General features: G+C 57.5%; 11 protein-coding genes and 1 pseudogene. 4 read left to right on the top strand and 8 right to left on the bottom strand.

Features of this window, described 5'->3' with window-relative positions:
- Positions 1-59: 59 nt before the first annotated feature.
- From WCX19_RS10240 to WCX19_RS10270, 7 genes are all read right to left on the bottom strand, one after another.
- Positions 60-362, bottom strand: coding sequence for a hypothetical protein (locus tag WCX19_RS10240; RefSeq protein ID WP_373007774.1), 303 nt, complete (start codon positions 360-362; stop codon positions 60-62).
- Positions 313-669, bottom strand: a complete 357-nt coding sequence (locus WCX19_RS10245) for a FeoB-associated Cys-rich membrane protein (protein WP_373007776.1) — start codon at positions 667-669, stop codon at positions 313-315. The genes WCX19_RS10240 and WCX19_RS10245 overlap by 50 nt, the downstream gene beginning before the upstream one ends.
- Before the next feature lie 2 nt (positions 670-671).
- The gene (locus tag WCX19_RS10250) at positions 672-893 is read right to left on the bottom strand and encodes a hypothetical protein (RefSeq protein ID WP_373007778.1); all 222 of its coding nucleotides are present in this window, start codon (positions 891-893) and stop codon (positions 672-674) included.
- Positions 890-1,207 (bottom strand): hypothetical protein, encoded by a 318-nt coding sequence (locus tag WCX19_RS10255; RefSeq protein ID WP_373007780.1) that lies wholly within the window; start codon positions 1,205-1,207, stop codon positions 890-892. Before WCX19_RS10255 ends, WCX19_RS10250 begins: the two co-directional genes overlap by 4 nt.
- Positions 1,208-1,612: a hypothetical protein gene (locus WCX19_RS10260; RefSeq protein ID WP_373007782.1), complete on the bottom strand. Its 405-nt coding sequence runs from the start codon at positions 1,610-1,612 to the stop codon at positions 1,208-1,210.
- Positions 1,613-1,669: 57 nt separating this feature from the next.
- Complete coding sequence (locus WCX19_RS10265) at positions 1,670-2,179, bottom strand: hypothetical protein (RefSeq protein WP_373007784.1); 510 nt, start codon at positions 2,177-2,179, stop codon at positions 1,670-1,672.
- Positions 2,180-3,084: 905 nt separating this feature from the next.
- The gene (locus WCX19_RS10270) at positions 3,085-5,718 is read right to left on the bottom strand and encodes a CDC48 family AAA ATPase (protein ID WP_373007786.1); all 2,634 of its coding nucleotides are present in this window, start codon (positions 5,716-5,718) and stop codon (positions 3,085-3,087) included.
- 42 nt (positions 5,719-5,760) lie between these two features.
- On the opposite strand from WCX19_RS10270, the gene larC reads away from it, so the two are divergent.
- The 4 genes from larC to WCX19_RS10290 all read left to right on the top strand — a co-directional run bounded on the left by larC (position 5,761) and on the right by WCX19_RS10290 (position 11,474).
- On the top strand, positions 5,761-6,972 hold the full coding sequence (larC, locus tag WCX19_RS10275; protein ID WP_373007788.1) for a nickel pincer cofactor biosynthesis protein LarC: 1,212 nt from the start codon (positions 5,761-5,763) through the stop codon (positions 6,970-6,972).
- Positions 6,969-7,646 carry a DNA repair and recombination protein RadB gene (gene radB, locus WCX19_RS10280; RefSeq protein WP_373007790.1) on the top strand — a complete coding sequence of 226 codons (678 nt, stop codon included), beginning with the start codon at positions 6,969-6,971 and terminating at the stop codon, positions 7,644-7,646. Before larC ends, radB begins: the two co-directional genes overlap by 4 nt.
- Before the next feature lie 100 nt (positions 7,647-7,746).
- The gene (locus WCX19_RS10285) at positions 7,747-10,212 is read left to right on the top strand and encodes a PAS domain S-box protein (RefSeq protein WP_373007792.1); all 2,466 of its coding nucleotides are present in this window, start codon (positions 7,747-7,749) and stop codon (positions 10,210-10,212) included.
- Between the two features lie 176 nt (positions 10,213-10,388).
- A complete protein-coding gene (locus tag WCX19_RS10290; protein WP_373007794.1) occupies positions 10,389-11,474 on the top strand; it encodes a radical SAM protein in 1,086 nt (361 codons plus the stop codon).
- A gap of 398 nt (positions 11,475-11,872) precedes the next feature.
- Here WCX19_RS10290 and WCX19_RS10295 read toward each other — a convergent pair.
- Positions 11,873-12,197, bottom strand: a pseudogene (locus tag WCX19_RS10295) (hypothetical protein); the annotation flags it as partial.

A 12,197-nucleotide genomic window follows, 5' to 3' on the forward strand; every position in this document is an offset into this window, starting at 1 on the left:
GTTAATCCAGGCACGAGTTTATTTTAAGGCCGATGGGAAAAAACGAGGGGTGGGTTCTTTCATTCCCCTTTGAGCATGTGGATTTTTATGAGGCCGGCGCAGGACTTGCAGGTATAATACTCGTCCTTCCAACACGACTCGCACGCCCAGCGCCCGCAGAGCACGCACTGGCGGAGCTCTGATACGGGATGGGGCGTGTTGCAGAGATCGCAGGTGTACTGCGCAAAACTCTGGGGGTCCTTTATAGGGGGTTCCCCCTGCTTTCGCATCACCGCGATCTCTTTTTTGAGCTCGCCAAGGAAAGGAGCGTCCTTACTTTTTGGCGCTGCCTTTCCGGGCCAGTTCTTTTTCCAGAGTGTCAAGTCGTGCCTCCAGTGACGTCAAGTGGGACTGCATGCCGGACTCGTAGTTCTTCAGGTCACTAAGACGTGCTTCGTTCTGTTCAATCTCATGTGTCCGCTGCTCTTTCCACGCCTGGAGTTTCGGGCGGGAGACGAGCTCCCACTCATCGACCATGCTCTGGAACCGGCGGTCAAGGTACTCGTCCACCCGGCTCTCCACCGGGCGGGAGAGGGAGATATTCCCTTTCTGGCCCCGGAAGAAATAATACACGATGAACAGGACGACACAGAGGATGATGACGAGAATGATAAAGGTCAGGAGATCCATGGTCAGATCCTCCCTTTGAGTTTTGCCGCACGGGTTTCAAGTGCGGTCAGTTTGTCGGCCGCGGCGTGGTCGAATGCCTTGATCCGGGGGATCTCCTGTTCCAGTGCAGCGAGCCGGCTCGTGAACTCCGAAAGTTCCGCCTTTGTCGAGAGGTCCCATTCGTCAACGATGTATTTCATCCGGCGGTCTACGTAGGCATCGAGATACGAATTCATGCCGATCATAGCGATCTCTCCATGGAGGTGATAAGATCGTCCAGCCGCTGAGCCCGGGCCTCTATGGCAGTTTTTTCTGCGTAGAGACCGGTGATCTCATCGCTCACGTTTGCCAGCCGGCGTTCAAGCCGGTCGAGATCGGCATCGGTCACGAGGTCCCATTCCTCGATGATGGCAGCAAAGTGCTGGTCGAAATACGTATCGAGCGATTTGTCAAATGTCGGGACATGCGATCCGATCGTCCCGGGGATATGGGAGAACTGGTCCCAGAACGAATCCCCGGTCGCATTCTGCTCCGGATTCTGGTTAATTACCGGGTACATCTACTTCACCTTCTTTTCCTGTTCCCCGATGTTATTGAGGAGGTTATCGAGTTTTTTTGTCTTCACGATATTTTCAAGACGGGTCAGCCGCTTCTCAAGGAGGTTCTCCTTTGCGAAGTTATCCGTCTCAAGGGCCATGTTCTCATCTTCGACCTGCCGGATCGCGGAGGTCTGTTCGGGCGAGAACCGGGTGAACGGGAACATCTTTGACGCTTCGTGCTGCTGGAGGAGTTTGAGCTTGTCCTTTTCAAGGTCCAGTTCGATCGTGCGGTTGGCCGTCTTCATGATCCGTATCTCGCGGATGATGAGATAGATTATCACCATCGCGAGAACGATGAGGATTCCTACAAGAACGGTATCGGTGATCATACCAGCTACCGGTACCACAACTGCTTCTGCTGCCATCGTTACTTCACCCTGTCACGGGTTTCCCTGTCCGGTTCTGCACAAAAACAGACCATGTTACAGATCATCCCCGGTGCCTGTTGCCTTCTTCACCGTTTTTTTCACTTTTTTTACGGTCTTTGTAGCAGCCTTCCCGATGCTGACCGAGGCTTTCTTAGTCTCTTTTTTCACCGTATCCGCAGTTTTAGCTGCCCCGGACTTTACCTCGTCTGCAGTTTTTTTGGCCGCGTTGCCAAGTTTACCAACACCTTTTGAAATCGAAGTGTTGGCTTCGGCAGCGGCTTTGGAGAGTTTTTCCTGCAGATGAAGTGATTTCCTGACAAGAACCTCATCGTCATCGTTGAGACCAAGCGTCTTGAGATCCTCTTCACTCACGCGGACCTGCCCTTCCCGTACCATGGTATCCGCAATAACGGAGGTTGTAACGGATTTTTTAGTGGCTTCATTGATGAGATCTACGTGTTCCCCTTCATGGATTCCCAGTTCGGGCAGATGTGCGATATTGAGACGCACCCGCCCCTGGCTTGGAAATGCCCGTTTCTTGAGGGTTAAGCGAACTTCCTGCATAGTGGATTAACCGTCATGAAAAGGTATATATCTTCCTGATTTCCAGTCTCGCAATCATTCTAGGTCCCGTTTTTTTTGGAGGTCTTCCGGGGGTTCCTGATATCCCCGCTATTATCCTTCAGTATTTCTCTAAATTATCCTCCATAAACATTGAATGATCATCCCCCCAGGGCAAGCATCCCGGCCACCCGAACATGTCAACTCACTGGCCAGTACTTCTTTAAATTTTCCTTTATACACATCAGAATTTTTTAACAGGACTTGCCGAATCGATTCACGATCCATTGGGGGTACCCCCCTCAACCAGCCCGGGGTGGCACCCCCCGCTCCCAAAAAGGAGAGGTACCCCCACCCCCGACCAATTTTTTAAAAGCACGATACCCCCACCTCCCTGTCCGGGCATAAGAGGGCCCCTACCCCCCCTTTCCGGCATTTCCAAAACCTGTGCTTCGCGTGGAGTTATCGTCTGAAGGTATATTTTTCCCGCCGATGGCTTGGGGGGTAGGGGCCTCTTTTCTTGCTAAGGGGGTACCCCCCGCTCCCAAAAAGGAGAGGTACCCCCACCCCCCGACCGATTTTTTAAAAGCATGATACCCCACCCCCCTCTTGTTGCCCGTGAGTGGGGGGTGCCACCTTTGTACAAATGGTGGGGGTACCCCCTCCTGGCATAAAAGGGGGATGGCGGCTGCCAAAAAAGGGTACTCCCGCTTCCAGATCTGGCTCATACGAATTTTGGTGGTTGGTCTTTCAACGTGAAAATAGAGCAGTACTGATGTCAGACCTAACTCTTGTGAGTCCATAAGGAAACACTACACTTTTTCGGAATTTTCGACGATCGAAGATTTTTTGGAAGACTGGGGAACCGAGCTGCACTGATCGAAAAAAAGTGAAAAAAATTATTGGACTTACTGGTATTCCGGCGGCTGAACCTTTTTAGGCAGTCCGCCCTTGAAGTGCTGCTGGATCTTGCCGTAATAGTCCCGCAGGTTGTCGTTCATGGTCGGGTGCACCTTCTTTTGTGCCTCTGAAAAATGCAGTGGCGTCACGACTGACGCACCATCCCGCAGCGCAAACATCCCGGCCTCCCGGCAGAGCGCTTCGAGATCTGCGCCCACGAAGCCCTCGGTGATCCGGGCAAGATCCGTGAGGTTCGTGTCCCGGACCGGGTCCTCGAACGTCAGGTTCTTCTCGTGCATCAGGTCGACCAGCCTCCGGCGCCGTGCCCCTTTCGAGATCCCTGTACGGGCATCCGTTATCGGCACGATGGCAGATTTTACGGTATCCGCAGTAATTTTTGCATTATTCCATAATTTTTCTACCAGTTTCCCAAGCGTGTGCTCGGTGTACCCTTCAGTCAGGTTAACAATCTCTTCGAATACCAAGTCCTCAAGCGGCAGTCTCTTGTTGTTTATCTGGTCGGTCAGAATCTGCTGCCTCGCTTCTTTGGTAATCCCTGCACTCACATCTTTCACAGGCTCGATCGCCGCTTTGACCGTCCCCGCAGTAATTTTTGCGTCACTCCACAGTTTTTCCACCAGTTCCCCGAGCGTGTCATCGGTGTACCCTTCGGTCAGGCCGACGACCTCTTCAAGCGCCGAGCCTTCGAGCGGCATGTACTGCGTGTGAATGCCGATGATCTTCCTGCGGTCCTCTAACGTCGGCTCTCCGATGTAAACGAGCCGGTCGAAACGCCCGGCCCGCAGGAGCGCCGGGTCTACGATATCCGGCCGGTTGGTCGCTCCCATGATCACGACATCCTTGAGGTCCTCAAGGCCGTCCATCTCGGTTAAGATCTGGTTGAGCACGTTGTCGATCACGTGCGAATCGCTTGAACTCCCCCGTGCCGGGGCAAGCGCATCGATCTCGTCAAAGAAGATGATCGACGGAGATACCTGCCGGGCCTTCTTGAAGATCTCGCGCACCGCCCGTTCGCTCTCGCCTACCCACTTGGAGAGGAGCTGCGGCCCCCGTACCGGGATGAAATTGGCGCCGCTCTCGCTTGCGACGGCCTTTGCAATCAGGGTCTTACCTGTCCCGGGCGGACCGTAGAGCAGCACGCCCCGGGGCGGTACGATCCCGAGCTCGTCGAACCGGTCATGGTGGGTTAAGGGGTACTCGACCGCCTCGCGGACTTCGGTCTTTGCCGCGTCAAGCCCGCCGACCGTCTCCCACTTCACGTGCGAGACCTCGAGCATCACTTCGCGCATCGCGCTCGGGCCCACGTCCCGCTGGGCACTCCTGAAGTCGGCTGCGAGCACGCGGAGCTTGTCGAGGGTTTCCTGTTCAATCTCCTCTTTCTCGAGATCGAGTTCCGGCATGTACCGGCGCAGGGCCCGGATCGCCGCCTCGCGGGCGAGCGCTGCAAGGTCTGCCCCGACAAACCCGTGGGTCTGCTGGGCGAGCACATTCAGGCTCACATCTTCTGCAAGCGGCATGCCCCGGGTGTGGATCTTTAAGATCTCGATCCGGTCAATCTCGCTAGGGACACCGATCTCGATCTCCCGGTCGAACCGGCCGGGCCGGCGCAGGGCCGCATCGATCGCATCGACCCGGTTCGTGGCGCCGATCACGACGACCTGCCCGCGCTCTTCGAGACCGTCCATCATGGTCAGGAGCTGGGCGACGACCCGGCGCTCGACCTCCCCGGTCACTTCCTCCCGCCGGGGCGCAATTGAGTCCAGTTCGTCGATGAAGATGATCGAAGGCGCGTTCTCCCGCGCCTCCTCGAAAACCTCGCGCAGGCGCTGCTCGCTCTCACCGTAGTATTTCGAGATGACCTCGGGACCGGCAATCGAGATGAAGTGCGCACCGCTCTCGCTTGCGACGGCCTTTGCGATCAGGGTCTTGCCCGTCCCCGGCGGACCGTAGAGTAAAACACCCTTGGGCGGCTCGATCCCCAGTTTCTGGAAGAGTTCCGGGTGCCGGAGAGGCAGCTCGATCGTCTCACGGAGACGCTGGAGCTCGTCCTTTAAGCCCCCGATATCCTCGTAACTGAAGCGTTTGACCCCTTCGAATCCCGCGGCCGGCTTGTCCGAGAACTCGACCGTGGTGTTCTTCGTGATGATGACCGCCTCTTCGGGTTCGATCTCGACGACCTTGAACGCGACGATCTGCGGCTGGACAAACGGCAGGCCGAGCATAATCGGGATCGAGTCGTTTTTGACGACCGGGAAATCCAGGAGGCCGTTAATCACGTGCGGGTTATTCGCTATCGGTATTTTCTTGGGGAGGTCTTCGGGAGGCGCGAGCACGACCCGTTTTGCCTCGATCTCTTCTGTGAGCGTCGAGATCTTGACCGAGTCCCCGATGGCGACACCGGCATTTACCCGGGTAAAATTGTCGATCCGTATTTTACGCTGGTTCCAGTCCTCGACAAGGGACCGCCAGACTTTTGCCACAGTCCGGCGCTTTCCCTCTATCACCACGAGATCCCCCGGGGAGATCTTCAAAAGAAGCATGGTTTCAGGGTCGAGTCGGGCTTTCCCTCCACCCTGGTCTCCGGGATACGCGGAATCCACCCGCAGTTGCACTTCAGGCATTACCTTAAAAATCATATACGCAGGGATTTATAAGTACTGTAAATGCGAGTCCTTGTTTTTAATCCGTTCCACGGCGCAGCAGGCGATATGATCACAGGAGCCCTGATCGACTGCGGCTCAGACAGGGATCGTGTCGTTGCCGCAATGGGAGCCGTTGTCGCAGAGCCGGCGGTTGAGACCGTGACCCGGGCCGGCATCCGGGCCACGAAAGTGCATACCCACGCAACCCCGGCACACCGGTCGCTTGACGACGTTTACAAGCGGCTGGATCATGCCGCCCCGCAGGTGCCGGAAGAAGTGCTTGCGATGGCACGCCGGGTCTTTTTGCGGATCAACGCGGCAGAAGAAGAAGTCCACGGCGCCCACACCCATTTCCACGAAGTCGGGGCCGATGACGCGATCGCGGACGTGATCGGTGCCTGTACTGCCCTTGCCACGCTCGAAATCGATGGCGTTGTGGTGCTGCCACTTGCGCTGGGGTCGGGAACGGTCACCGGATCGCACGGCACGATCCCGGTCCCGGCTCCCGCAACGGTAGCGATCCTCAAAGGATCGGGACTTGCGACCATGCAGGGGAATGATGAGGGCGAACTCTGCACCCCGACCGGTGCCGCCCTGCTCGCAGAATTCTCAAGTATTCCTCCCGAAGCACTCGGGGCGTATACGATCACGGCGGTGGGTTACGGCGCCGGGAGCCGGGACACCCCGCATTCCCCAAATGTGATCCGGGCAATGGTGGTGGAGACGACCGGTGCGCTGCCGCAGGATACAGTCGACCTCCTCCAGACAAACGTGGACGATGTAAGCGGGGAAGTGATCTGGGAGGCTCTGGCCCGGTTCATCTCCGCCGGGGCGCGGGATGCAAGTGCAACCCCCATTATCATGAAAAAAGGCAGGCCGGGATACCTTGTCACGGTCATCGCCCTCCCGGCAACAAGCACCGGCCTCGCACGGCTCATGGCCCGCGAACTCGGCACGCTCGGGGTTCGGCGCATCCCGGTGGTCCACCGGTTTATCGCGGAACGTACGATGGCAGACGTGGATGTAGAGATAGCCGGGCATAAAAAATGCCTGCCGGTGAAGTGCGGGTGGATGGACGGACGCATCTATACGCTCAAGGCCGAGTTTGATACCGCACGTGACTGGGCGGCAGAACTGGATCTACCGGTGCGAGACGTGCTCCGCGCCATCGAGACCGCAGCGTGGAACCAGGTACGGGAAAAACGGCAGGATGCACGCCCGGGTGACCCATGAAGACCGACCGGCTCACGAGCGGGAATGCGGCCCTCGACCGATTGCTTGGCGGGGGCCTCGAATTCCGCACCATCACCCAGCTCTACGGCGGCCCGGCGAGCGGGAAGAGCACGCTCTGTATCATCGCTGCCGTCTCCTGCCTTCGGGCGGGGGGATCGACCGTCTTCATCGATTCCGAGGGCTTCTCGATCGAGCGGTTCCGCCAGGTAGCCGGCAGCGACACCGAGGCAATTGCCGACCGGCTCTTCCTCTTTGAGCCGGTCGACTTCGAACAACAGGGAAGCATGATCACCGAGGCGGACAAGGTCTTGAAGCTGCACAAGCCCGGCCTGCTTGTCCTTGACTCCGCGACGGCCCTGTACCGCACCGATCTCGAAAAGGGGAGGGATGCGATGCAGATGCTCACCCGGCAGATGCTCCAGCTCCTCGGGTACGCGAAACGATACGAGCTTGCGGTGCTCGTCACCAACCAGGTCTATATGGACACCATGAGAAACACGTTCGCCGGCCTTGGCGGAACCTCTCTCGAACACATCTCAAAGGCGATCATCCGGCTGGACCGTCTCGACACGCCCGGGTGGCGGCGGGCAACGCTCGTCAAGCACCGTTCCCGGCCCGAGGGCGCCAGTTTCGAGTTCGAGATCGTGCAAGACGGGATCCGGGCAAAGGAGTGATGCCGGCATTTCCGGCCCGGGGGAAAACCCCGGGACGTGAGCCCTGACAAAGGGGAGATGCTGAACCATTATATCTTATTGAGCCAATATTATTTATTTAATGATTTTAAGTCGGGAGATTACCGCACAGATCAAGGACGTCCTGGCTAAAAATCCACAGGGCCTGAGCATCACCGACATCGTCCGCGAGATCCGTATTAACCGGAATACCGCAGGAAGATATCTCGACAAGCTGCTCATATCGGGTCAGGTAGAGATGCGCCACTTCGGTATGGCCAAGATCTATGCCCTCGCGCACCGCGTGCCCGTCTCTGCGGTACTCTCGATCTCCTCCGAACTCATTATGCAGCTTTCTAGCAGCATGAGGATAGTTTTTGTCAACGAGGCCTTTGCCCACTTTCTTGCCACACCGGTGCAGGACCTGATCGGGAAAAATATTGAATATTCTCCCGTGGTGACCGCCTTTGACGATCTCTTCGGCAGGTTTCTTGTGCGGGTGAAAGCCGGACTCGACGGTACCGAGTGGAGCGGCGAGTTCGCCCCTGCAAACCGGGAGATCATCTTCTTCTGCCGGATTGCCCCGACTGCTCTAGACAACGGGCAGAAAGGCGTCTCGATCATCCTTGAAGATATTACCGTGAGGAAACGGGCAGAAGGGTTGCTGCGGGAGAGCGAGGAGCGGTACCGCATCTTAGCCGAAACGTCAAGCGACCTGATCTTTATGATCGGCCGGGATGACCGTGTCGAGTACGTCAACAGTTATGCCGCAAGGCTCATCGGGAAAATTCCCGGGGAGATCATCGGGGATATCCGGGCACACCTGTTCCCACTTGAAATGGCGCACCGGCAGGAAAAAATGCTGGAACATGTTTTTTCTACCGGCATTCCCTCCCACAGCGAGGGGCCGCTCCCGGTGAACGGTGAGACGCGGTGGTTCGACCATGTCCTGATGCCAATCCCGGATGGAGAGGGTGGAGTCCGGTCGGTCTTTGGCGTATCGCGTGACATCACCCGGCGCAAACAGGCAGAGGACGCACTCAGGGAAAGCGAAGAAAAATTCCGGCGGATCTTCGAAGATGGCCCGCTTGGCATGACCATCATCGATCCGGAGCACCGGTTCACTCTCGTCAACCGGAGATTCTGCGATATGCTCGGCTACACCGCAGAAGAACTGTCGGGAAAATTATTCGAGGATGTAACGCACCCTGACGACATCCCCCGTAACAGGGAGAATATGCAACATATCCATGCCGGACATATCTCCCTTGTCCGGGAAGAGAAACGGTACCTGCGAAAAGACGGTACTGCTCTCTGGGTCGCGATCACGGTCACCCCGCTCCGGGACCGGGAAAACCGGGTCACTTCAACGATCTCCATTGTCGAGGATATTACAGAGAGAAAGGCAGCAGAGGTGCGCCTCGTGGAGAGCGAACGAAAATTCCACGAGCTCGCAGATCTCCTGCCGCAATCGGTCTGGGAGTGCGACCTTTCCGGGCATCTGATCTTTGCCAACCGGTGCAGTTTCGCGATGTACCGGTATACTCCGGCCGATTTTGAACGCGGGCTGACGATAGAACAGATGATAAGCCCTGCCGATCAGCCCCGGGTCCTGGCCCTCGTTGCACGATCCTTGTCCAACCCGCCGGACCGGTTCCCCACCACCCTGGAATACAGCGCCAAACGCAGTGACGGGAGCATATTCCCGATAAAGATGTACGTCACACCGGTTGTCAGCAACGGTACGATCACCGGAATGAGGGGGATCGGGATCGATATGACCGAGCAGAAGCGGACAGATGAGGCACTCCGGGAGAGCGGGGAGAAACTCCGGGCTATCTTTGACAGTACCTTCCAGTTCACCGGTATGATGACACCCAAAGGGATTCTCATTGATATCAATCGCACGGCCCTGGAATTTGTGGGTGCCCGGCTGGAGGAAGTCCTCAATCGCCCCTTCTGGGAGACACCCTGGTGGCAGGGCAATGCAGCACGTATGCAGCGGTTGCGGGAGGTCATCGGGAGTGCGGCCACGGGTAAATTTGTCAGGTACGAAGCCGAACTGCAGGGAGTCGGCAATACCACCCTGTTCGTCGATTTCTCCATTAAACCGGTATTCGATCCCGAAGGCAGCGTCCGGTTGCTCATTATTGAAGCCCGCGATATTACCACAAGCAGACGGACCGAAGAGGCGCTCAGGGAGAGCGAGGCCCGGTTCCGCGATCTGATCACGATGACCCCGGATATCATCTGGCAGACCGATACCGGATCACGCTTTGTCTACGTGAGTCCTCAGGTTGAGACGATTCTCGGCTATGCCCCGGAAGACCTGATCGGTCACACGCCGTTCGAATTCTTCGATCCGTCCTGCACCGAAAAGAACCGACAGGTGTTTGAAGAGGCGGCCAGAACACACAGTAAACAGTTCCTCTTTGAATCATGGTGGCGTGACCGCACGGGCTCTCTCGTCATCCTTGAAAGCCACGCGACACCCTACTATACGAGTGACGGGACGTTTGCCGGGTTCCGCGGGATCGACCGGGTGATCCCTGCGAAGAACAAGGAATGACAAAAAGATCGGAGAGTCCCCGTCATCATGATCGGTTTTCAACGGATCTGCGTTCCTACGGATAAAAGCATTCCGCAGGGTGTCGGATCCGGCATATTCCCTTTCGGTAGATCGGGAGTTACTTTCACTCCCCGCATCCCGACCCCTTAAATCCCGTGTCTCTCAAACGGGAGTACATGCCCGGGTGCGGGGAAAAACTGGCAAAACTGACCTCCGGCAGCCAGTATGATATCTGTATGCCGGGGGAGTGCATGCAGATGCTCTCATCAGGGGCCTGCATCACGTATAACCAGAACGCAGGTGGCTGCAACCGGATGCTCAAGGTGCTCCTGCACGGGTCCTGTTCGTACGACTGCGCCTACTGTCCTGTCCGGGCCGACCGGTCGGGGCTCGCGTTTTCCCCCCGCGAACTGGCAGAGACATTCCTTGGGCTGTACCGGAAAAATCTTGCCGGGGGCCTCTTTCTTTCCTCCGGGATCCCGTATGACACTGATGACGTGATGGGCGAACTCATCGAGTCCGCCCGGATTCTCAGAAACGAAGGGTATGCGGGATACCTGCACCTGAAGATCCTGCCCGGGGCCCGGCGGGAGGATATCTGCGAGGCTGCACGGTTCGCGGACCGGATCAGTCTCAATGTCGAGACGACCGGGGAGAGCCGGCTCCGTGCGCTCTCGGGGATCAAGGACTATGCCGGCGATATCATGAAACGGCTCGGCTGGATCGCAGAGGCGGCGCCCGGACGTCACACCACGCAGCTCGTGATCGGTGCCGCAGGAGAGTCCGACCGGGAGATCTTCGACTGCGTCACTTCGCTCTACGAACGGATGCTCCCCTCGCGGATCTATTACTCGGCCTTTCAGGCGCTCCGTAAAACCCGGCTTGAGTCCCGCGATAACACGCCGGCCTGGCGCTCGCGCCGCTGGTACCAGATGGACTATCTCATCCGGGAGTACGGGTTTAGCCGGGCGGAACTCATGCCCCTTCTCGAAGATTGCGGCACGCTCAAAAACGACGACCCGAAAGCGCTCCTTGCCCGTGACCGGGAACCGGTCGATCCGAATGTTGCATCGTTTGCCGATCTCCTCCATGTCCCCGGCATCGGGACGGTCACTGCCCGCGCCATATTAGAGGCCCGGGAAAGCCGTACGATCCGGACGCCCCGGGATCTCGGTGTCTCCGGTGCCTGCCTGAAACGGGCGCTGCCCTACCTGGCATTTTCCGGTACGGCCCGGCAGGCAACCCTTGCAGGGTTTTCATGAAAAAGTTTGGAGGGGTTACCGGACATTCCGGAAAAAGTTGATTGCCGGTACCGGACTTTTCAAAAAAAAATCAAAAAAAGCCGGGGTTTCCCGGGGTGCGAACGTATATCCGTTGACAGAGCCGCGCGTTAAAAACAGGATATTCCCCAAAACCCCTTTTGTTTTCTCTAAAAAATACAGATGAGGGGAGAAGGCCCTCACCCGTTCCGGGAATGTGAAAAACATGAATGAAAGGGCAGGGGCAGGGCCGTGCCCCTGCTGGTTTATTTTTTACCACTCCATGTGGTCGAGCACCCGGTCCCAGATGACCATGAGGCCGGGGATGATGACGTAGGCGAGGAGGCCAGTGCCGAGGAATGCCCCGACAATGATGAGTTCGTTGTCCATCGTTGTCACCTCTAGGCAAGCGCTGCGACCGTGTCGGCCCAGGTCTCGACCTTTGTTTTGATCGCGTCGTCCTCGTACGAGGTGAGGCTGATCTGGTCCCGACCGAACGTGATCATATAGATCTCGCCGTTCGGGTCATGGCACTTGAGGGTCGCCGAGTACGTCTCGGTGTCGGAGTCCCGGGCGGGCGTGCCCCCGTGGGCGGCCGTGAGCGCGGTGTCGGCGAGGATGGCTGCGGCCCCGGCATTAAAGCCGGCGACCGTGTTGTACTTGCCGGAGTCGTTCCCCACGACTTTTGCGTCGCTGTCCTGGTAGACGACCTTTGCGACATAGCTC

Source organism: Methanoregula sp. (assembly GCF_041663825.1).
Classification (GTDB): domain Archaea; phylum Halobacteriota; class Methanomicrobia; order Methanomicrobiales; family Methanospirillaceae; genus Methanoregula.

Coding starts and splice junctions, on each gene's coding strand:
- WCX19_RS10270 (WP_373007786.1), bottom strand. CDS start 5,718: ATGCCTGAAGTGCAACTGCGGGTGGATTCCGCGTATCCCGGAGACCAG.
- WCX19_RS10285 (WP_373007792.1), top strand. CDS start 7,747: ATGATTTTAAGTCGGGAGATTACCGCACAGATCAAGGACGTCCTGGCT.
- WCX19_RS10250 (WP_373007778.1), bottom strand. CDS start 893: ATGATCGGCATGAATTCGTATCTCGATGCCTACGTAGACCGCCGGATG.
- WCX19_RS10265 (WP_373007784.1), bottom strand. CDS start 2,179: ATGCAGGAAGTTCGCTTAACCCTCAAGAAACGGGCATTTCCAAGCCAG.
- WCX19_RS10255 (WP_373007780.1), bottom strand. CDS start 1,207: ATGTACCCGGTAATTAACCAGAATCCGGAGCAGAATGCGACCGGGGAT.
- WCX19_RS10260 (WP_373007782.1), bottom strand. CDS start 1,612: ATGGCAGCAGAAGCAGTTGTGGTACCGGTAGCTGGTATGATCACCGAT.
- WCX19_RS10290 (WP_373007794.1), top strand. CDS start 10,389: ATGCCCGGGTGCGGGGAAAAACTGGCAAAACTGACCTCCGGCAGCCAG.
- larC (WP_373007788.1), top strand. CDS start 5,761: ATGCGAGTCCTTGTTTTTAATCCGTTCCACGGCGCAGCAGGCGATATG.
- WCX19_RS10245 (WP_373007776.1), bottom strand. CDS start 669: ATGGATCTCCTGACCTTTATCATTCTCGTCATCATCCTCTGTGTCGTC.
- radB (WP_373007790.1), top strand. CDS start 6,969: ATGAAGACCGACCGGCTCACGAGCGGGAATGCGGCCCTCGACCGATTG.